Source organism: Paracoccus sigandri (assembly GCF_003709565.1).
Classification (GTDB): Bacteria; Pseudomonadota; Alphaproteobacteria; order Rhodobacterales; family Rhodobacteraceae; genus Paracoccus; species Paracoccus siganidrum.
This window is the reverse complement of record NZ_QNRC01000009.1, coordinates 25926-47580: the sequence shown is the minus strand read 5'-3', so window position 1 is coordinate 47580 and position 21655 is coordinate 25926. Positions and strand designations below refer to the sequence as shown.

16 protein-coding genes are annotated in these 21655 nt (G+C 68.5%); 10 read left to right on the top strand and 6 right to left on the bottom strand.

What is annotated here, in order from left to right; genetic code table 11:
- Positions 1–119: 119 nt before the first annotated feature.
- Complete coding sequence (locus tag C9E82_RS10240) at positions 120–2060, bottom strand: autotransporter domain-containing protein (RefSeq protein ID WP_122449256.1); 1941 nt, start codon at positions 2058–2060, stop codon at positions 120–122.
- Between the two features lie 285 nt (positions 2061–2345).
- On the opposite strand from C9E82_RS10240, the gene C9E82_RS10235 reads away from it, so the two are divergent.
- From C9E82_RS10235 to C9E82_RS10210, 6 genes are all read left to right on the top strand, one after another.
- Positions 2346–3974 (top strand): Na/Pi cotransporter family protein, encoded by a 1629-nt coding sequence (locus C9E82_RS10235; protein WP_119900120.1) that lies wholly within the window; start codon positions 2346–2348, stop codon positions 3972–3974.
- Positions 3975–4094: 120 nt separating this feature from the next.
- A complete protein-coding gene (locus C9E82_RS10230) occupies positions 4095–4679 on the top strand; it encodes an ANTAR domain-containing response regulator (protein ID WP_119900118.1) in 585 nt (194 codons plus the stop codon).
- Positions 4676–5845, top strand: coding sequence for an ABC transporter substrate-binding protein (locus C9E82_RS10225; protein ID WP_119900115.1), 1170 nt, complete (start codon positions 4676–4678; stop codon positions 5843–5845). The genes C9E82_RS10230 and C9E82_RS10225 overlap by 4 nt, the downstream gene beginning before the upstream one ends.
- A 288-nt stretch (positions 5846–6133) precedes the next feature.
- Positions 6134–8632, top strand: coding sequence for a nitrite reductase large subunit NirB (gene nirB / locus C9E82_RS10220; RefSeq protein WP_119900127.1), 2499 nt, complete (start codon positions 6134–6136; stop codon positions 8630–8632).
- The gene (gene nirD / locus C9E82_RS10215; RefSeq protein ID WP_119900113.1) at positions 8629–8964 is read left to right on the top strand and encodes a nitrite reductase small subunit NirD; all 336 of its coding nucleotides are present in this window, start codon (positions 8629–8631) and stop codon (positions 8962–8964) included. Before nirB ends, nirD begins: the two co-directional genes overlap by 4 nt.
- A gap of 53 nt (positions 8965–9017) precedes the next feature.
- A complete protein-coding gene (locus C9E82_RS10210; protein ID WP_244936013.1) occupies positions 9018–9830 on the top strand; it encodes a formate/nitrite transporter family protein in 813 nt (270 codons plus the stop codon).
- A 304-nt stretch (positions 9831–10134) separates the two neighbouring features.
- Here the strand turns inward: C9E82_RS10210 and C9E82_RS10205 are convergent, their stop codons facing one another.
- Positions 10135–10698, bottom strand: a complete 564-nt coding sequence (locus C9E82_RS10205; protein WP_221035980.1) for a TetR/AcrR family transcriptional regulator — start codon at positions 10696–10698, stop codon at positions 10135–10137.
- Between the two features lie 152 nt (positions 10699–10850).
- Between C9E82_RS10205 and C9E82_RS10200 the strand changes: the two genes are divergently transcribed.
- From C9E82_RS10200 to C9E82_RS10185, 4 genes are all read left to right on the top strand, one after another.
- The gene (locus tag C9E82_RS10200; RefSeq protein WP_119900107.1) at positions 10851–12062 is read left to right on the top strand and encodes an efflux RND transporter periplasmic adaptor subunit; all 1212 of its coding nucleotides are present in this window, start codon (positions 10851–10853) and stop codon (positions 12060–12062) included.
- Positions 12063–12068: 6 nt separating this feature from the next.
- Positions 12069–15176, top strand: coding sequence for an efflux RND transporter permease subunit (locus C9E82_RS10195; protein WP_119900105.1), 3108 nt, complete (start codon positions 12069–12071; stop codon positions 15174–15176).
- Complete coding sequence (locus C9E82_RS10190) at positions 15173–16540, top strand: efflux transporter outer membrane subunit (RefSeq protein WP_240643633.1); 1368 nt, start codon at positions 15173–15175, stop codon at positions 16538–16540. Before C9E82_RS10195 ends, C9E82_RS10190 begins: the two co-directional genes overlap by 4 nt.
- A gap of 92 nt (positions 16541–16632) precedes the next feature.
- A complete protein-coding gene (locus tag C9E82_RS10185) occupies positions 16633–17469 on the top strand; it encodes an undecaprenyl-diphosphate phosphatase (protein ID WP_119900103.1) in 837 nt (278 codons plus the stop codon).
- A gap of 176 nt (positions 17470–17645) precedes the next feature.
- Here the strand turns inward: C9E82_RS10185 and C9E82_RS10180 are convergent, their stop codons facing one another.
- The 4 genes from C9E82_RS10180 to C9E82_RS10165 form a co-directional block, all read right to left on the bottom strand.
- Positions 17646–18227 carry a DUF1190 domain-containing protein gene (locus tag C9E82_RS10180; RefSeq protein WP_119900101.1) on the bottom strand — a complete coding sequence of 194 codons (582 nt, stop codon included), beginning with the start codon at positions 18225–18227 and terminating at the stop codon, positions 17646–17648.
- Between the two features lie 21 nt (positions 18228–18248).
- The gene (locus C9E82_RS10175) at positions 18249–19475 is read right to left on the bottom strand and encodes a glutathionylspermidine synthase family protein (RefSeq protein WP_119900099.1); all 1227 of its coding nucleotides are present in this window, start codon (positions 19473–19475) and stop codon (positions 18249–18251) included.
- Between the two features lie 216 nt (positions 19476–19691).
- Positions 19692–20768: an ABC transporter ATP-binding protein gene (locus C9E82_RS10170; protein WP_122449255.1), complete on the bottom strand. Its 1077-nt coding sequence runs from the start codon at positions 20766–20768 to the stop codon at positions 19692–19694.
- A gap of 3 nt (positions 20769–20771) precedes the next feature.
- Positions 20772–21644, bottom strand: a complete 873-nt coding sequence (locus C9E82_RS10165; RefSeq protein WP_205962195.1) for a carbohydrate ABC transporter permease — start codon at positions 21642–21644, stop codon at positions 20772–20774.
- Positions 21645–21655 lie beyond the last annotated feature (11 nt).

Genomic DNA, 21655 nt, shown 5'->3' with positions numbered 1-21655 from the left:
CCCCTGGTTTCTGTGCTGCCATCGTGCCTTGCGCTGGGGACCCAACCCGCGCGGCGGCCGCAGGTTCCCGCAGGGAAGGGGCAGGGGCGGCGCGCGGATTTCGCCGCCCGGCACGCGGGCTAGAAGCGGATGCTCATCCCCGCGCCGACGGCGGCCTGCGAGCCCGCGTCATGGCCCACCCGGCCGCTGACCGAGACCCAGCCAAGCGCCGTGGGCGACAGCTGGAACTCGGCCGAGGCGCCCAGGCGGCCGAAGTTCTTGTCGGTCTCGCCGAAGGCGATCTCGCGCGCGGTGCCGGCGGAATCGGTCACCACCAGCCGCTCTGGCAGGCCGTCGGCCAGCTCGTGCACGAAGGCCGCCCTGGCCGAGAAGGTGACCGGCGTGGCGCCAAGCGTCGCGGTCTTGCTGAGCCGGCCGCCGATGGCGATCTCGGCGCTCTCGAAGCGCTGCCCGGCCAGGGTCATGCCCAGCCGCGGGTCGCCGCCCTCGGTGAAGCCCTTGATGCGATGGCGCGCATAGTCGAAGCCCAGCACCGGCCCGAAGCGCAGCCCGTCGGCGGTCTCCAGGTCATAGCCCGCCTCGAACCCGGCCCCCAGCGTATAGGCATCGGTATCGACCGACAGGTGCCGGCGCAGGATCTCCACGTCCAGCCCCGACATCAGCACGAAATCGCGCCCGCCCTCCAGCGAGGTCTTGCCCCAGCCCAGCCCGGCAACCCCCCAGAACGCATCCGAGCGCCAGGCCAGGTCCAGCCCCACCGCGGCCCCCTTGGCGGTCAGGTCCCCGCCGCCGGTCAGGTCGTCCTTGCTGCGCCCATAGGCCAGCGTGCCGCCGAGGCTCAGCGTCTCGCTCATCTGCCAGGCGCCGCCCAGCAGGATCCGGGCCGAGGCGCCGTCGTCCTGGCCAAGGTGGTCGCTGCCCTCGGGGCGCAGCGCCCCCTCGACGGTCAGGACCGGCGCAAGGCGGCCGATCTCGGCGGGGGCGTCCAGGCGGCCCGCCGCCCCGCGCAGCGCCAGGTCGCGCAGATCGCCGGTATGGCGCGTCAGCAGGTCGCTCATCCGATAGCCGGTCGCGCCCGCCTCGCGCGCCGAGGCGATCAGGTCGGCGCCGGTCAGCTCGACCAGCAGCCGGGTCAGCAGCAGCGAATAATCCTGCAGGCGCTGGGGAATGCGCTCCTCGCCAAGCGCGGCCTCCAGGAAATCCCAGTTGTCGGTCTCGGGGTCGTGCCATGTCGCCCCACCCGGAATCGCCGGGTTCTCGGTCTGCTGATAGCCGTCCAGGTCGCCGATCTCCCAATTCGTGGATTCCAGCCACAGGACCGGGATATCGAACCCCTCGAACGAGGCGCCGTCCGAACAGCAGCCGGTATCGATGGGATAATCGGGGTTCAGGCCGGGATTCGAGCGCAGGTCGATCCCCAGTTCCTCGGCGATGCCATGGATGCGGGTCCAGAAGCTTTTCAGCTGGGGATTGTCCAGATAGTTGCTGCCGGCATGGGCATACATGAAGTCGCCGGTGATCAGGCTGTCGATATTGATCATCCCGGCCAGGTTCTCGCGCTCGGCCTCGGTCAGGTTCTCGGCATAGTGGCGGCTGCCGACCAGCCCGATCTCCTCGGCGCCGAAGCCCGCGAAGACCAGCCCGGTCTCGGTCTCCAGCCCCGCCATGTGGCCGGCCAGCTCGGTCAGCACCGCCGCGCCCGAGCCGTTGTCGTCGACCCCCTGCAGGTCGGGAAAACTGCCCGCCGTGTCGAAATGCGCGCCCACGACGATGAAGTCGTCCGAGGCGCCCGGCATCGTGACCAGCAGGTTGTGCGACGGGCCGCGGCTGGTGTCGAAGTCCTGCCGCACCACCGCATTGCCGCCGAAATCCAGCCGCCCGGCCATGAAATCGCTGGCCTGCTGGAAGACCGGGCTGCCGGTATGGCGCCCCGGAAAATCGAGGGCGAGGCCGACCAGGCTGTCATGGGCGTAATCGCCGAATGACTGGGCGTGAAGCGGCGCGGCAACGACTGCGGCGCCCGCCGCCAGGACGGCGGCGATGCGTGGCGTGAAGGTCATGGCATTCCCCGTTGCTTTTGTTGTCTTTCGACCGATGCTCGGGCCGGAGGGGGCCCAAGTCAACCAGGGCGGCAAGATTGCCGGGATGCCGTGCCCCAGGGCCACAGTGGCCGAACAGCGGCCATCCGGCCGGGCATGATGCCGATTCGGCGGGCTCGATGCCGCCGGAACGGGCAGAAAATGCGGAAAATGCGCTGGAAACGGAACTTGACCCTGCCCCGATCCATTCCCTTACTTGTGGAATGCCAAGGCGGGCATGGCACGATCCGCCGCAAAGGATGAAATATGGGCTCTCTTGTCGTCTTCTTCCAGCTTGCCGGGGCGGTCGCGCTTCTGCTGTTCGGACTGTCGCTGGTCCGCGACGGCATGACCGAGGCCTTCGGCGTGCGGCTGAAGATGGCGCTGGGGCTGGGCACCCGGACCGGGCCGCGCGCCTTCCTCTCGGGGCTCCTGGCGACATTGGGGCTGCAAAGCTCTACCGCGACGGCGCTGATGACCGCATCCTTCGTCGAGCGTGACCTGATCCGGGGGCGGATGGCGCAGATCGCGCTCTTGGGGGCGAATGTCGGCACGGCGCTGACCGCCTGGTTCGTCTCGGCCGGGATCGAGGCCATCGCGCCCGTCCTGCTGTTTTCGGGCTATGTGCTGGGCCGGCGCAAGGGTCCGGTCTGGCTGGGAACCGGCCGGGCGCTGATCGGCGTGGGGCTGATGCTGATCTCGCTGGCGCTGCTGGGCCACGCGACCGAGCCCTTGCGCAACGCGCCCGAGATCGCCGCCTTCCTGCCGATGCTGGACGCGGCATGGCCGGTGGCGCTGCTTTTCGCGGCGGCGATCGCGGCGCTCTGCTCGTCCTCGCTGGCGGCGGTGCTGCTGATCCTGTCGCTGCCGCTGCCGCCCGGCCTGACCGTCGTGCTGGTGCTGGGCGCCAATCTGGGCGGGGCTGTCTCGCCGGTGCTGGCGACCTCGGGGCTTGGCGTGGCGGCGCGGCGGGTGGCGCTTGGCAACCTGCTGATCCGCGGGCTGGGCTGCCTGGCGGCGCTGCCCGTGGCGGGCCTGGCGGGCGCCGCGCTGACCGGCCTGGCCCTGCCCGGCGCGGGCCTGGCGGTCGAGGCGCATCTGGCCTTCAACATCGCCCTGACCCTGCTGATCTGGCCCTTCACCGGCCCCATCGCGCGGCTGCTGACACGGCTTCTGCCGGACGAGGAACGGGAACAGGAACACGGCCCCCGCTGGCTGGACGATGCCGTGCTGAAATCGCCGCTTCTGGCCCTGACCGGCGCCAGCCGCGAGGTCCTGGCCATCGGCGACGCGGTCGAGCGGATGCTGGGACAGACGCGCCATGCCTTCGACAGCAACGATCCCAGCCCGCTGGCCGAGGTCCTGGCGCTGGAGGATCGCGTCGACCGGCGCCAGCAGCAGGTCAAGACCTATCTGTCGCGGCTGGGGCGCGATGCCAGCGAAGAGGAAAACCGCCGCGCGATCACCATCCTCGACTATGTCATCAACCTGGAACATATCGGCGACATCATCGACAAGGGCCTTGCCCCCGAGGTCCGCAAGAAGATCGGGCTGGGGCTGCGCTTCTCGGCCGAGGGGTATCAGGAACTGGACGCCATGTTCCTGATGACGCAGGAAAACCTGCGCATGGCGCAGACCGTCTTCATGACCCGCGACCGCGACATGGCCCGCCGCCTGATGGAGCTGAAGGTCGATATCCGCAACATGGAGCGGCAATCGGCGCAGCGCCACCTGATCCGGCTGCGCGACGGGCAGCCGGAAAGCCGCGAGACCTCGTCGCTGCATCTGGACATCCTGCGCGACCTGAAGCGGATCAACGCCCATATCGCCTCGGTCGCCCATCCGATCCTGGACGAGGAAGGGCTGCTGATCGAAAGCCGGTTGCGGATGGGCTGAGGGCGGCGTGACGCCCTGCCTGTTTTTTGGGCGATCCATGTCCGGGGCCGCTTCCGGCCGCTGCGCAAGATTGCCCGGCGGCGGGCGCGATGCCATGGAGGTGCCAAAACCGGGACCGACATGGACAAACGCCTCGCGATCATGATCATCGAAGCCGACGAGACCCGCGCCGCCACCATCGTGGACGGGCTGCGCGAGGCCGGGGATTTCGAGATCCACACGGTCTCCGACAGTGCCGGGCTGGCCCGCCGGATCGCCGAGACCCGGCCGGACGTGGTGCTGATCGACCTTGCCGATCCGTCGCGCGACATTCTCGAGGAACTGGCGCTGGCCTCGGGTCCGACCGAACGCCCCGTCGCCATGTTCGTCGACCGCTCGGACGCGCCGCTGACCCGCGCGGCGATCGAGGCCGGGGTCTCGGCCTATGTGGTCGACGGGCTGCGCGGCGACCGCATCAAGCCGATCCTGGACGCGGCCATCGCGCGCTTCCACATGTTCCAGCGGATGCGCGCCGAACTGGCCGCCACCCGCGCGGCGCTGGAGGAACGCAAGATCATCGACCGCGCCAAGGCGATCCTGATGAAGGCGCGCGGCATCGACGAGGAGGCCGCCTATGCGCTGCTGCGCAAGACCGCGATGGACCAGGGCAAGCGGGTGGCCGAGATCGCCCAGCAGTTGGTCATGGCGGCGGGCCTGCTGACATGAACCTGACCCGCCTGCGCCTGGGCTATGTCCCGCTGATCGATGCCGCGCCGCTGATCGTCGCGCATGAGCTGGGCTTCGCGGCCGAGGAGGGCCTGGCCTTCGACCTGGTGCGGCTGACCGCCTGGGCGCAAAGCCGCGACATGCTGGGGGCCGGGATGATCGACGCCGCCCATATGCTGGTGCCGATGCCGGTCGCGCAGGCGCTGGGTCTGGGGCCGGCGCTGCCGGAATTCGACTTGCTGATGTTTCTGTCGCAGGGCGGGCAGGCGATCGCGGTCGGGGCCGATCTGACCGCGCGGCTGCGCGCCGCCGGCCATGAATTCGACTTCCGCGACGCCCGCGCCGCCGGCCTTGCGATCCGCCGGGCCGCGACCGGCCGGCTGCGGGTCGGGGTGCCCTTCCGCTTCTCGACCCAGCACGAGTTGATCGCGCATTGGCTGGGCGTCAGCGGCATCACCGATTTCGAGGTCACGACCGTCCCGCCGCCGATGATGGCCGATGCGCTGGAGGCGGGCGAGGTCGACGCCTTCTGCGTGGGCGAGCCCTGGGCCTCTTTCGCGGTCGACAGGGGCATCGCGGCGCTGCTGCTGCCGGGCACCGCGATCTGGGCCGCGCCGCCCGAAAAGGGGCTGATGATGCGCCGCGACATGGCCGAGGGCCGGCCCGAGCTGACGGGGCGGCTGATGCGCGCGATCTGGCGCAGTTGCCGCTGGCTGGACCGGCCCGAAAGCCGGGGCATGGCGGCCGAGATCCTGTCGCGCGGCGATTACCTGAACCTGCCGCCGGAACTGGCCGAACGCGGCCTGACCGGCCGGCTTCTGGTCACGCCCGCCGGCGAGACGCGCCGCACGCCGCGCTTCATCGCCTTCCATGACGGCGCCGCGACCTTCCCCTGGAAAAGCCTGGCCGCGCTGTTCGCCGCGCGCATCGCCAGGGGGCACGGGCAGGAACCCGAACAGGCCATGCGGCGCGCCATGCGCCATTTCCGCACCGATCTCTACCGCCAGCATCTTGGCCCGGCGGGCGCCGCGCTGCCCGGCGCCTCGGCCCGGATCGAGGGCGCGCTGGCCGAGGACCGCGAGGTTTCCGCCGGCAAGGGGCAGATGATTCTGCGCGCGGATGCGTTTTTCGACGGCCGCATCTTCGAGCCGCCATTTCCCGACTGATGAATTCGCGGGCAGACCGCCCGCCGCGCGCGCAACCCGGACGGCATCGGCGACTGGCGGGCGCGAATGTGCCGGTCCCGCTTGCCGCAGCCCGGCCGGATCCGGGATAAAGGCCTCAAGCCCGGCGCAACGGCGCGCCGAAGACCCGCTCGCAAGGATGCGAGCATGATCCCGCGACGCTGCGGAATCCCTGAAAGCCCGGCCCTGGTCCTGCCGCCTTGCGCGGCCCCGATCCGCTGCCGCGCTTTCCGACAGCCCTTGCCCGTCCGCAATGCCATCGGAGCCATCATGTCCGCCGTTACCCCCCCTGATTTCAAGACGTTGCACGATCCCGCCCGCCCCTCCGGGCCGCGAAAGCGAAAGCTTGTCGTCATCGGCGCCGGCATGGCCTCGGGCCGGATGCTGGAGCATCTGCTGCAGGCCGATCCCAATGCCTTCGAGGTGACGCTGTTCAATGCCGAGCCGCGCGGCAACTATAACCGGCTGATGCTGTCGCCGGTCCTGTCGGGCGAGAAAAGCTATGACGACATCGTGACCCATGACGCGGACTGGTATGCCGCGCACGGCATCGCCTGCCATTTCGGCGAGCCGGTGGTCCGGATCGACCGCGAGGCGCGCCGCGTCCACACCAACCGGCGCAGCGCCGATTACGACGCGCTGGTGATCGCCACCGGCTCGGCCCCGTTCATCATCCCGGTGCCGGGCAAGGACCTGCCGGGCGTCGTCACCTATCGCGACCTGGAAGACACCAATGCGATGATCGCGGCCGGCATCGCCGGCAAGGACGCGGTGGTCATCGGCGGCGGGCTTCTGGGGCTGGAAGCGGCCGCCGGCATGGCCGCGCGCGGCGCCCGCGTCACCGTGATCCACCTGATGGGCCACCTGATGGAACGCCAGCTGGACGCGGCCGCCGGCTATCTGCTGCAGAAGGACCTGGAGCGGCGCGGCATCAAGGTCCATTGCAAGGGCGCGACCAAGGCGATCCTGGGCCGCGACCGGGCCGAGGCGGTGCTGCTGGAGGACGGCACCGTCCATCCCGCCGACCTGGTCTGCATGGCGGTGGGCATCCGCCCGGAAACGCGGATCGCCGTCGACGCGCATCTGGAGGTCGAGCGCGGCCTGGTGGTCGACGACGCGATGCGCAGCAGCGACCCGCATATCTTCGCGCTTGGCGAATGCGTGGAACATCGCGGCCAGCTGTTCGGCCTGGTCGCACCGCTTTACGATCAGGCGAAGGTGCTGGCGCAGACCCTGCTGGGACAACCCGCCGAGTTCCGCCCGGTGCAGACCGCGACCAAGCTGAAGGTCACCGGCTGCGACCTGTTCAGCGCCGGCGATTTCGCCGAAGGCGAGGGGCGCGAGGACATCGTGTTCCGCGATCCGGGCCGCGGCATCTACAAGCGGCTGGTGCTGGAAGGGAACCGCATCATCGGCGTGGTCATGTATGGCGACACCGCCGATGGCAGCTGGTTCTACGGGCTGATGAAGGACGGCACCGACATCAGCAACATGCGCGAGACGCTGATCTTCGGCCCGGCCTTCCAGGGGGGCGGTGCGCCGGACCCTATGGCGGCCGTTGCAGCATTGCCGCCTGAGGCGGAGATCTGCGGCTGCAACGGCGTCTGCAAGGGCATGATCGTCAATGCCGTCCAGAACGGCGCCCATACGCTGGAGGCGGTGCGCGCGACGACCAAGGCCAGCGGGTCCTGCGGGACCTGCACCGGACTGGTCGAGCAGGTGATGAAGGCGACGCTTGGCGATGCCTTCGCGGCTGCGGCCCTGGCCGGCATGTGCAAATGCACCACCCACAGCCACGAGGACGTGCGCCGCCTGATCCGCTCGATGGGGCTGAAATCCATCCCCGCGGTGATGCAGGAACTGGGCTGGAAGACCGTCGGCGGCTGCCATTCCTGCCGCCCGGCCCTGAACTATTACCTGCTGGCGGAGTGGCCGCTGGAATACGCGGACGACCGCCAGTCGCGCTTCGTGAACGAAAGGAACCACGCCAATATCCAGAAGGACGGCACCTATTCGGTGGTGCCGCGCATGTGGGGCGGCGTGACCACACCCGGCGAATTGCGCGCCATCGCCGACGCGGCCGAGAGATACGACGTGCCGATGGTCAAGGTCACCGGCGGCCAGCGCATCGACCTGCTGGGGGTGAAGAAGCAGGACCTGCCGCATATCTGGGCCGACCTGAACGCGGCCGGGCTGGTCTCGGGCCATGCCTATTCCAAGGGGCTGCGCACGGTGAAGACCTGCGTGGGGTCCGAGTTCTGCCGCTTCGGCACCCAGGATTCGACCGGGCTGGGGATCCGCCTGGAAAAGCTGCTCTGGGGGTCCTGGACGCCGCACAAGGTCAAGCTGGGCGTCTCGGGCTGTCCGCGCAACTGTGCCGAGGCGACCTGCAAGGACGTGGGCGTGGTCTGCGTCGACAGCGGCTATCAGATCAGCGTGGCCGGGGCGGCGGGGATGGAGGTCAAGGAGACCGAGCCCCTGGCCGCGACCCCCTCCGAGGATGAGGCGGTCGAGATCATCACCGCCTTCGTCCAGCTCTATCGCGAACATGCCCGCTATCTGGACCGGCCCTACAAATGGGTGGCCAAGGTCGGGCTGGACTGGGTGAAGGCACAGATCGAGGACCTGCCCAACCGCCGCGCGCTGGTCGAGCGGTTCGAGATCAGCCAGTCGGTCTATCGCAAGGACCCCTGGGCGGAACATGCCGCCCCCGACCGGCGCGCCGACTGGGCGCCGCTGGCCGACCTGACGCTGGAGGCCGCGGAATGAGCGTTTTCGTCGATATCGCCGCGCTGGAGGACATCCCGCCCCAGGGCGCCCGCGTGATCCGCACCGCGCAGGGCTGCGTCGCGCTGTTCCGCACCGCCGACGACCAGGTCTTCGCGCTAGAGGACCGCTGCCCGCACAAGGGCGGCCCGCTGTCGGAAGGCATCGTCCATGGCAGCTCGGTCACCTGCCCGCTGCACAACTGGGTCTTCGACCTGAATACCGGCCAGGCCCAGGGCGCCGACGAGGGCGCGGTGCGCCGCTTCCCGGTTCGGGTCGAGCAGGGCCGCATCCTCGTCAGCGCCGAGCTGATGGCCCGCAACCACGCCGCCTGACATCTGGAAAGCACATCATGTCCTATATCAATCCACCTGATTTCGCGAAGAAAATGATCGATGCCGGAGAGGCGAAGGTGTTCATGTCCACCAAGGACACGCTGATCCGCGCCTATATGGCCGGCGCGATCCTTGCACTGGCCGCGGCCTTCGCCGTGACCGTCACCGTCAATACCGGCAACCCGCTGATCGGGGCGCTGCTGTTCCCGGTCGGCTTCTGCATGTTGTACCTGCTGGGCTTCGACCTCTTGACCGGAGTCTTCACCCTGGTTCCGCTGGCGCTGATCGACCGTCGCCGCGGCGTCACCATGCAGGGGATGCTGCGCAACTGGGGCCTGGTCTTCTGCGGCAATTTCGCGGGCGCCTTCACCGTCGCGCTGTTCATGGCGATCATCGTGACCTTCGGCTTTTCCGAGCCCCCGAACGCGGTCGGCGAACAGATCGGCCATATCGGCGAGGGCCGCACGCTCGGCTATGCCGCCCATGGCGCGGCGGGGATGCTGACGCTGTTCGTGCGGGCGGTGATGTGCAACTGGATGGTCTCGACCGGGGTGGTGGCGGCGATGATGTCCACCAGCGTCTCGGGCAAGGTGATCGCGATGTGGATGCCGATCCTGATCTTCTTCTACATGGGTTTCGAGCATTCCATCGTGAACATGTTCCTGTTCCCGGCGGGCCTGCTGCTGGGCGGGCAGTTCACCATCATGGACTACATGATCTGGAACGAGATCCCGACCGTGCTGGGCAACCTGGTCGGCGGACTGACCTTCGTCGGCGCGGTGATCTATTCGACGCATCACAAGACCTCGCCCGCGCGGCAGGCCGAACCGCCTGTCTCCGAGCCCGCACCCGTTCCGGCGGAATGATCCCTGGGCGGAGCCATCCGCCTTTTCCGCAGGAACCGTGGATCATGCGGATAAGGCGGGCGGATTGCCGCGAGCGCTGTCCGGCGGCTGTCGTCGCGGAGCGGGAGTTTGGTCAGGCTGGGTGTAGCGCTGGAATTTGGCGCAGGGATTGATATATTAAATATTTAATATCAATGCAGTATGCGTATAACGTTATCTTGCATGTGAGGAAATTGTCATTCGCTGGCAGAGGGCAGCGAATGCCCCTTCTGGGCCGCAAGAACATCCATCAAGAAGTTTTAATAACATACTGAAATACAATCAATCATGATGATCTCTTCGAGATCATCTCGCCCACTCTTACGATCTGTTGCCTGGCCACGCGCACCAGATCATCCACGCCCATCGTCTCGTCATGCGCCCACCGCCGGAAGGCATTGGCGGTCGCATGGGCGACGATCTCGGCGATCATCTCGGCATCGGGGCGGGCCTGCTCGCCCAGGCGCGAAACCGCCAGATCCGCCATCTGGTCCTTCAGGATCTGCAGTGAGGCGTAGAAGGCCGGGACCAGTTCGGGCATCTGCGACAGCAGGGCATCGACCATCTTCGTCGTGTCGCGATTGGGCTGCTTGTCCTCCAGGATCTGCCGCAGCGCCTCGAACAGATCGTCGACAAGCGGTCCCGAGGCCGACTGGAACCAGGCCAGGGTGCGATCGCCGAATTGGGGGCGGCGCCCGACGATCGCGGCCTCCTTGTTCGGATAATAGTTGAAGAAGGTCCGCAGGCTGATTCCCGCCTCGGCCGCGATCATCTCGGTCGTCACCGCCTCGTAGCCGTCGCGCAGCGCGATCCGCAGGGCGGCGACCTGGATTTCGCGCTCGGTCTGCATGCGGCGGCGATCACGAAGCGTTGAGGATGGGGTCATCGGGCGAAAACTTCCTAATTTCACTTACGGCAATTGTTGCATACCATGCAAAGTTATGCAAGGACGGCGGCACATCGTCCCTCGGCAAGAGGGCCTCGAACCTCGGGATACAGGGAATGCCTCAGATTCGTCACTCGCTTCACCTGGCGGCCTATGCGCTGCTTGCCCTCGCCCCTGCCGCGATCGCGCAGGACATGCCGCCCAAGCAGGTCGGCGTCGTCGAAATGACCCGGCAGGCCGTGCCGCGGCTGGTGACGCTGCCGGGCCGCGCGGTCTCGGGGGCCGAAGCGGCGATCCGGCCGCGCGTCGGCGGCATCGTCACCGACATCCTCTATCAGCCGGGCACGGCGCTGAAACAGGGCGACCCGATGTTCCGCATCGACGCCACCACCTACGAGGCCAACCTGTCGGCGGCCGAGGCGCAGGTCGCCTCGGCCAGCGCGGCGGTGACGCAGGCGGAATCAGCCCATCGACGGGCGCAGCAGCTGATGGGCTCGGGCAGCACCCAGGCGCAGGTGGAGGCCGCGCTGGCGACGCTGGACCAGGCGCGCGCCTCGCTGCAATCGGCCGAGGCCTCGCGGCGGCTGGCGCAGGCGGAACTGGACTGGACCACGGTCAGCAGCCCGATCGACGGGATGGCCAGCGTGGCGAATGTCTCGGTCGGCGACCTGGTCACGGCGGGGCAGGCGGATGCGCTGGCCACCGTCACCCGGCTGGACCCGATCGAGGTCGACATGTACGAGCCCTCGGCCCGGATGCTGGCGGTCATCGACGAGGCCACCGAGGGCCGGCTGCAGATGAACGACAAGCTGCAGGCGACGCTGACGCTGGAAACCGGCCAGACCTACGAGGTCACCGGAGAGCTGGTGGCGCCGGGCTTCAGCGTCTCGACCTCGACCGGCGCGGTCGATACGCGCTTCCGCTTCGACAATCCGCGCAACCTGCTGCTGCCGGGCATGTTCGTGCGCGGGCAGGTCGACATGGGCACGATGCAGGCCTTCCTGGTGTCGCAGTCGGCGACCAGCCGGGACCGCATCGGCACGCTGACCGCCTGGGTGATCCGCGACGGCAAGGCCGTGCAGCGCGAGCTGACCGACGCGGGAACCTGGCAGCATCACTGGATCGTCACCGACGGGCTGGAGGAGGGCGACCTGCTGGCCGTGGACGGGCTGAGCGGCCTGACCGAGGGCGCCGAGGTCGTCACCGTCCCCGTCACCTTCGATGAGGACGGCGTGGTCCGGGACCAGCCCCCGGCCGAGAGCGCGCCCGAGGCCGCGCCCGATGCTGCGGGCGAAACCGCCCCCGCCGACAGCCCGGCGACGGAGTAAGCCCGCATGGCCCGTTTCTTCATTCACCGCCCCGTCTTCGCATGGGTGATCGCGCTTGTGACCATGCTGGTCGGCGCGCTTGGCCTGCAAAGCCTGGCCATCGAGCAATATCCGCAGATCGCGCCGACCACGGTGCAGGTCCGCGCGACCTATAACGGCGCCTCGGCCGAGATCGTGGAAAACTCGGTGACCACGGTCATCGAGGACGCGATGACCGGCATCGACGGCCTGATCTACATGACCTCGAATTCGACGCCGGGTTCCGCGTCGATCTCGCTGACCTTCGACGATACCGTCGATCCCGACATCGCGCAGGTGCAGGTGCAGAACAAGCTGCAGCTGGTGACTTCGCAGCTGCCGGACCTGGTGCAGCAGACCGGGGTGTCGGTGAACCGCTCGACCTCGTCGATCCTGCTGGTGGGGGCACTGACCTCCTCCGACGGGCGGTTTTCCTCGGTCGAGCTGGGCGATCTGGCGGCGCAGATGATCGAGGACCCGGTCAAGCGCACGCCGGGCGTGGGCTCGATCAACACCTTCGGCTCGGGCTATGCGATGCGGATCTGGCTGGATCCGATGAAGATGACCCAGTATCAGGTCACGCCCGCCGACGTGACCAGCGCCGTGGCGGAACAGAACACCAATGTCACCGTCGGCAGCCTGGGCGCGCAGCCCGCGGCGGACGGCCAGCGGCTGACCGTGTCGCTGTCGGCGCAGTCGCAATTCTCGACCGTCGAGGAATTCGAGCGGATCCTGCTGCGCGTGGATCCCGACGGCTCGACGGTCTTTCTGGGCGACGTGGCGCGGATCGAGATCGGCCAGGAAAGCTATGGCGGCGATTCGCGCCATAACGGCCGCCCGGCCGCCGGCTTCGCGGTCAACCTTGCCACCGGCGCCAACGCGGTCGAGACCGCGGCCGCTGTGCGTGGGGTGATCGCCGGCATCGCGCCCTCGCTGCCCGACGGGGTCGAGGTGGTCTATCCCTACGACACCTCGCCCTTCGTCGAGGAATCGATCAATCAGGTCTATCACACCCTGGCCGAGGCCGTGGTGCTGGTCTTCCTGGTGATCCTGGCCTTCCTGCAAAGCTGGCGCGCGACGATCATCCCGGTGATCGCGATACCGGTCGTGCTGCTGGGCACCTTCGCCGTGCTGGCCGTGGCGGGCTATTCGATCAACACGCTGACCATGTTCGCGCTGGTCCTGGCCATCGGCCTGCTGGTCGACGACGCCATCGTGGTGGTGGAAAACGTCGAGCGGGTGATGGAGGAAGAGGGGCTGGGCCCCGTCGAGGCCACCGAGAAGAGCATGGACGAGATCACCTCGGCGCTGGTCGGCATCGTGCTGGTCCTGTCGGCGGTGTTCCTGCCGATGGCCTTCATGTCGGGCTCGACCGGGGTGATCTATCGCCAGTTCTCGATCACCATCATCACCGCCATGGTGCTGTCGCTTGGCGTCGCGGTGATCCTGACCCCGGCGATGTGCGCCAGCCTGCTGCGCCCGCGCAAGCATGGCGACGGCATCGCGCCGGCGCGCTGGTTCAACCGCAACCTGGACCGCGCCACCAACGGCTACGGGAATGTCGTCAGCCGCCTGGTGCGCCGCCCGTTCCGCATGCTGGTGGTGCTGGCCGCCATCGGGGCCGGGGCCTTCGCGCTGTATGAAAGGCTGCCCGGCTCGTTCCTGCCGGACGAGGACCAGGGCGTCATGCTGGTCCTGCTGGAAACGCCCGAGGGCTCGACCACGGCGCAGACGCGGGCGCTGGTCGAACAGGCCGAGGACTATCTGCTGAACCAGGAATCCGAGACGGTGGAATCGGTCTTCGCCGCGCTTGGCTTCAGCTTCGGCGGCACCGGCCAGAACAAGGCCATGCTGTTTGCCAAGCTGCGCGACTATGACCAGCGCGAGGGGCTGGACGTGGCCTCGCTGGTGTCGCGCGCCAATACGCATTTCTTCCTGAACGGCCGGGCGGGGCAGGTCTATTTCCTGCAGCCGCCCGCGATCCAGGGGATGGGCACCTCGTCGGGCTTCTCGATGTATCTGGTCGATCAGTCCGGGCGCGGGCAAGAGGCGCTGTCGGCGGCGGCCGACCAGCTGGTGGCGGATACGCAGGCCGATGGCCGCGTCACCAACCTGCGCGGCAACGAGGCGCCCTTCGAGACCTCGCTGCGGCTGGATATCGACCAGCAGAAGGCGGCCGCCTTCGGCCTGTCGATCTCCGAGGTCAACGCGATGCTGTCGGTGATCTTCACCGGCCGCGACGTGAACGACTTCGCGCTGGGGTCCGAACTGCGCCCGGTGATCGTGCAGGGCGAGGCCGCCGCCCGGTCGCAGCCCGAGGATATCGACCGCTGGTATGCCCGCAACAACCAGGGCGAGATGGTGTCCTTCGGCGCCTTCTCGACCCGCGTCTGGGACCAGGAGCCGCAGGCGCTGGCGCGCTATGGCGGCACCCGCGCGCTGGAACTGAGCGGGGCGGCCGCGCAGGGCCTGTCCTCGGGCGCGGCGATGGAGGCGATGGAGGAACTGGTCGCCGATCTGGATGGCGGCTATGGCACCGCCTGGACCGGGCTGTCCTATCAGGAGCGGTTGTCGGGCAACCAGGCGCCGATGCTGTTCGCGCTGTCCGCGCTGGTCGTCTTCCTGGCCCTGGCCGCGCTTTACGAAAGCTGGACCGTGCCGCTGGCGGTGATGCTGACCGTGCCGATCGGCATCCTGGGCGCATTGGCGGCGGCGCTGTTCTTCGAGCAGTCGAACGACGTCTACTTCAAGGTGGGCTTGCTCACGACCATCGGCCTGGCCGCGCGAAACGCCATCCTGATCGTCGAATTCGCCCAATCGCTGGTGGCGCAGGGCCGGTCGCTGCTGGACGCCGCCATCGAGGCGTCGCGGATGCGGCTGCGCCCGATCCTGATGACCACCTTCGCCTTCATGCTGGGCGTCTTGCCGCTGGCCATCGCCAGCGGGGCGGGGGCCGGGGCGCAGAACTCGATCGGTATCGGCGTGCTGGGCGGCATGGCCTCCTCCGCGGCGATCGGGATCTTCCTGGTGCCGGTCTTCTACGTCGCCGTGCTGCAGGCCGTGAAGCTGTTCTCAAGAAAGGGAAAAACCTCGTGACTTCGCAACTTCTCAGGCGTCGGGCGCTGCTGGTGTCGATGCTGGCGCTGTCGGCCTGCGCGGCCGTCGGCCCCGACCCGCAGGACCTGCCCCAGCCGAAACTGCCCGCCGGCTTCGACGGGGCCGAGGGCGGCCCTGCCGGGGCGGTGGCGCAGAACGCCTTCTGGGCGGGCTATGACGACCGCACGCTGAACGGGCTGATCTCGACCGGCATGGGCCAGAGCCTGGACATCATGGCCGCGAACGAACGGATCCGCGCGGCCGAGGCCGACCTGCGCGCCACCGGCGTCCTCGCCTCGCAGGTGACGGGCAGCAGCGTGGTCGGGCGCGAACGCGCGGGCGGCGACGGGCTGGGCGCGGCCACGGCCAACAGCGCCAACCTGTCCGCCAGCCTGGTCTTCGACCTGTTCGGCGGCGCAAGGCGCGCGCGGGAAGGCGCCACGGCCTCTTACCGCTCGGCCGAGGCGCAGGCGGAAACCGTGCGCCTGGCCTGGCTGGCCGAGGTGATCTCGGCCTATGCCGATGCGCGTTTCTACCAGCAGGCGCTGGCCCTGACCCGCGACACGATCCAGACCCGCGAGGGCACGCTGGAGATCACCCGCAACATGCAGTCCCTGGGATCGGCCACCGATTACGACGTCGCCCAGACCGAGGCGCTGCTGCAGACCGCCCGCGCCGACCTGCCGAATTACGAGGCGCTGTTCAATGCGCAGGTCTATCGCCTCTCGACGCTGCTGAACCAGCAGGCGACGCCGCTGATGGCGCAGATGCGCCGCGGCGCCGCGCAGCTGCGCACGCCCGCCGGGCCGGGCAGCGGCGTGCCGGCCGAACTGCTGCGCAACCGGCCCGACATCCGGGCAAGCCAGCAGGACTATGCCGCCGCGCTGGCGGCGCTGGGGGTGGCGACGGCGGATCTGTTGCCCTCGGTCACGCTGACCGGCACCGTCAGCGATCAGGGCGGCGCGACCAGCTGGGGCTTCGGCCCGCGCCTGACGCTGCCGGTGCTGAACCAGGGGGTGCTGCAGGCGACCCGCGCCCGCCGCGTCTCGGAGGCACGCCAGGCCGAGATCGACTGGCGCGCCTCGGTCGCCGCGGCGGTCGAGGACGTGCAGACCGCCCAGTCGAACCTGCGCCGCTATCGCCAGCGCGCCGGGACGCTGGAGGGTGCGGCCGCCTCCTATGACCGCGCCTATGGGCTGGCGCGCGAGAATTTCGAGGCCGGGGCGCTGGAACTGGTCGACCTCCTGGAGGCCGACCGTTCGCGCGCCGCGGCCCGGCTGGCGGCGGCATCGGCCCGCAACGACGCGGCCAAGGCATGGGCGGTGCTGCAGATCGCGACCGGGGCGGGGGCCGCAGCCCGCTGAGGCGGGGCGCGAGGGCATAGCGGTTTGCAATTGCCCGCGCCCGCCTCTACACCCTGCCCAAAAGGTCGAAGCGATCGGCAAGGGGCAGGGTGATGGCGACAAGCTGGCTGGATGCCGCGATTCTGGGGCTGCTGCAGGGGCTGACCGAGTTCCTGCCGATCTCGTCCAGCGCCCATCTGCGCATCGCGGGGGAATTCCTGCCCTCGGGCGGCGATCCGGGCGCGGCCTTCACCGCGATCACCCAGATCGGGACCGAACTGGCCGTGCTGGTCTATTTCTGGTCCGACATCCGCCGCATCGCCGGCGCCTGGCTGGCCCGCGTGCTGGCCCGCGACAGCACCGCGAATGCCGACGACGTGCGCATGGGCTGGCTGATCATCATCGGATCGCTGCCGATCGTTGTCCTGGGGCTGATGTTCAAGGACCAGATCGAGACCGGGCTGCGCAATCTCTACATTACCGCCACCGCGCTGATCGTCTTCGGCATCCTTCTGGGCATCGCCGACCGGATCGGCCGCAAGCAGCGAACGCTCGACCGGCTGACCTGGAAGCACGGCATCCTGTTCGGCTTCGCGCAGGCGATGGCGCTGATTCCCGGCGTCTCGCGCTCGGGCGGCACGATCACCGCCGGGCTGCTGATGGGCTATACCCGAGAGGCGGCGGCGCGCTATTCCTTCCTGCTGGCCGTGCCCGCCGTCTTCGGTTCGGGCTTCTACCAGCTGTTCAAGAGCATCGGCCAGGAAAACCCGGTCGGCTGGGGCGAGACCGCGCTGGCCACGCTGATCGCCTTCGTCGTGGGCTACGCGGTGATCGTCTTCTTCCTGAAGCTGGTCTCGACCCGCGACTATTTCCCCTTCGTCTGGTACCGGATCGCGCTGGGGCTGCTGATCTTCGCGCTGCTGCTGACCGGGCAGATCCCGGCGATCTGACCTAGCTCCCGACCCGCCTCCGGCGAGAGCCGGGGGCGCTTCGCCCCCCGGACCCCCCGAAGGTATTTGTCAGGAGTGCGAGGGGAGGCGCGGCGCTCTCATGCCCTCGCGCTCCTTGAAAATACCTTGGGGGAGTCGCGCAGCGACGGGGGCAAAGCCCCCTTTCGCAAGATCCTTCAGCCGCCGAAGCCGCGAGATCCGCCGGTGCTGCCGAACCCCCCGCGCGAGGCGGCGGTGGCGGCGGTCATCGGCGGCCTGCCGGCGGTCGCGGCGGGGCGGGCGAATTGCTGGCTGCCCAGCTGCGCGCGGCCGGCATTCGAGGAATAGGCGTTGGTTCCCGTGGCATTGGTGAAGCGGCCGTCGGGCGTGCGATACATCGGCTGCGCCGCCGCCATCCCGCCGCCCGCGCGGCCCAGCATGTTGCCGATCAGATAGCCCGCCAGCAGCGGCATGAAGATGCTGCCCGATCCGCCGCTGCTGACCTCGCTTTCGCTGCCGCAATTGCCGGCGCCGTGCTGTTCCTCGCAGACCGCGATGCTGTCATAGCGGGGCGCGGCCTCGACATGCAGCTGCTCGGCCTCGGCGAAGGCCTGTTCGCATTCGGCGGGCGTGAACATGCCCCCCGAGGAGGCCGCCGCCTGGCAGCTGGCCAGGTCCGGGAAGGCCTGCGCGTCCACCTGCTCCTCTCGGCAGCCGGCCACGGTGAAGGCGGCGGCGCCCAGAATGGTCAGGGCAACGGTTCTGGAGCGTTTTCTCATGTCAAATCCCCCTTGGCCGGGTCAGTCGGCGATGAAATGCGGCTTGAAGCGCGACAGGTCCTGCGTGATGCGCAGCCGGTCCTCGCGCAGGCCCATGCCGGTGCAGGCATGGCCGACGATCCAGGCGCCGACCACCGGGCGGAAGCCGTCGAATTCGGGCAGGGCGGCATAGGCCTGGACCACGCGCGGATGCTGGTCGTAGTCGTTGCTGGGCGAGGCCTCGGTGACCGTGCCGTTCTCGACGATGCTGACCGAGGCCCCCTCGCGCGAGAAGATCGGCTTGACCACATGGCCGCGCCGGATCTGGTCCGCCGCCCGCTCGAAGGCCGCGGCCACGGCCGGGACCGGCCTGCCGCCCCCGACCAGCGCATCGGCCACGTCATCGGCGAAGAAGGCGGGCAGCAGGTTCGGATGGCCCTCGAATTTCTGCCACAGCACCGGCAGCAGCCCCTTGTTCGACACCAGCGCCTTCCATGCCGGTTCCAGGAACATGCAGCCCGCGCCCTTGATATGGCGCGCATAGTCGTCGCGCAGCAGATCCTCCCAGGGATAGAGCTTGAACAGCGTCCCGATCACGCGGTCTTCCGTGTCCAGGAACTGGCCCTCGTCGCTGAGGCCGATCTTGTCCAGGTCGCTGTAATGCGCGCCCAGGCCCGCCTCGCGCGCGGCCCAGCCCATCGCCTCGACCGTGGCGTAATCCTCGGGATTGCCGGCGGCGGCGGTGAAATGCAGATGCGTGCCGGATTCGAACAGATCGCCGAAGCGGGCGACCAGCGCCTCGTGGATGCCGTTGAACTGGTCGGTGCCCTCGGGCAGCACGCCCGCCGCCAGCTGGTCCTCCAGCCATTGCCACTGGAAGGCGGCGCTCTCATAGAGGGAGGTCGGCGTATCCGCGTTGTATTCCAGCAGCTTGGCCGGGCTTCTTCCGTCATAGGCCAGGTCCATCCGGCCATAGATCTCGGGCTCGTTCCGGCGCCAACTGTCGGCGACCAGATCGCGATGCTCGTCCGGGATGCCCAGCCGCGCCATCAGTTCCTCGCTGGCGGTGATCTCGGCCACCGCCTCGCGGCACATGGCGTGAAGCTCGGTCGCGGGATCCTCGATATCGTTCTCGACCTGGCGCAGCGAGAAACGATAGGCCGACGCCTCGTCCCAATAGGGCTGGCCATGCATGTCGGCGAAGGTGAAGCCGGCTTCCTTCGCGGTGTCGCGCCAATGCGGGCGCTCGGGCAGGTGGATCTTTTCCATGGCCGTTGTCTATCCCAGCCGGGCGCGCCCTTCCAGCCGTCAAAACGCCGCCGCGATATGTTCGGGGATTTGGGCCCCCGCGCGCAAAGGGGGAGGAGTCATGCGCGCGGGGGGCCGAGCAGACGGGTGCAGACGACCGATCCTTCCGACTGTCCTTGGAAATTTTCTAGCCGTGCCCGCCCGGCATGTCTGCTGGGTATCATTGCCTATACAGGTTCAGGCGATCCGCTGCCGGCTGTCGGCATCGAAGACAACCGCGCGGGTCATGTCGAAGGCGACCGGATAGGGCGCGCCGACCGGCGGCTGGGCGTTGCCGGGCAGGCGGGCGGTCAGCAGCGCCGAGCCCAGCCGCAGCCACAGGAACACGTCCGAGCCGGTCGGCTCGACGATCTCGACCGGCAGGTCCAGCCGCAGCGGCACCGCGCCGGTGGGGTCGTCGCCGATATTCTCGGGCCGGATGCCCAGCACCACCTTGCGGCCCGGCGCCAGGGGCGCGGGCAGGGGCAGGGGCGTGTCGGGGGCCGCCTCGGGGATCAGATGCGCACCGTCCTCGGCCACCTGTCCGGGCAGCATGTTCATCGGCGGAGAGCCCATGAAATCGGCCACGAACATGTTGGCGGGCCTGTTGTAGATCTCGGCCGGGGTGCCGGTCTGCTGGATCTCGCCCTCTTTCATCACGACGATCTGGGTGGCCAGGGTCATCGCCTCGATCTGGTCATGGGTGACATAGATGATCGTCGCGCCGGTCTGCTGGTGCAGGCGCTTGATCTCGGCCCGGACCTCGACCCGCAGCTTGGCGTCGAGGTTCGACAGCGGCTCGTCGAACAGAAACAGGCGCGGCTTCCTGACCAGCGCGCGGGCCATGGCGACGCGCTGGCGCTGCCCGCCCGACAATTGCGCGGGGCGGCGGTCCAGCAGGTGCCCGATCTGCAGCGTGCGGGCGACGGTGGCGATGTCGGCCTCGCGCTGCGCCTTGGGGATGCCGGCCATCTCCAGCGGAAAGCCGATGTTCTGCCCGACCGTCATGTTCGGATAGAGCGCGTAGGACTGGAACACCATGGCGATGTCGCGCTTCGAGGGATGCAGGCCGACCACGCTGTCGCCATCGATGCGGATATCGCCCGCGGTGGGCGGCTGCAGCCCGGCGATGGCATTGAGCAGCGTCGATTTCCCGCAGCCCGACGGTCCCAGCAGCACCAGGAACCCGCCCTTGTCCAGCGAGACGTCGATGCCCTTCAGGATGTTGTGGGCGCCGATGCTGCGCTCCAGCCGCTCGATTTCGATGAAAGCCATGACCTATCCCTTGACAGCGCCCGCCATCAGGCCGCGCATGAAATAGCGGCCCGCGACGACATAGACGATCAGCGTGGGCAGGGCCGCGATCACCGCCGCCGCCATGTCCACATTGTATTCCTTGACCCCGGTCGACGAGGCGACGAGGTTGTTCAGCGCCACCGTCATCGGCGCGCTTTCCCCCGAGGCGAAGGACACGCCGAACAGGAAGTCGTTCCAGATATTGGTGAACTGGTAGATTACGCAGACGACGATGATCGGGGCCGAGGACGGCAGCAGGATGCGCCGGAAGATGGTGAAGAAGCCCGCCCCGTCCATCTGCGCGGAATGGATCAGCTCGGTCGGGAAGGCCTCGTAATAGTTGCGGAAGAACAGGGTCGTGAAGCCGATGCCATAGACGACATGGACCAGCACCAGCCCGGCGGTCGTGTTCGACAGGCCCAGCTGCCCCAGCACCCGCGCCATCGGGATCAGCACCGACTGAAAGGGGATGAAGCAGGCGAACAGCATCAGCCCGAAGACGAGCTTGTGGCCCCGGAAGCGCCATTTGGTCAGCACATAGCCGTTCAGCGCCCCCAGCGCGGTCGAGATCAGCACCGCCGGAACCACCATCTTGATCGAGTTCCAGAAATAGCCCTTGATGCCGTCGCAGGTGACGCCGATGCAGGCGCTGCCCCAGGCGCGCAGCCAGGGCTGGATGGTCGGATCGGCGGGCAGGGCGAGGATGTCGCCGCCGCGGATCTCGTCCAGCGACTTGAACGAGGTGGTCAGCATCACGAACAGCGGCAGCAGATACATCGCCGCGAAGATCAAGAGCAACCCGTAGATCACCACCCGGTTCAGCCGCGACGGGCCGGCGGCGGTGGCGATGGCCATTTCGCGCGCGC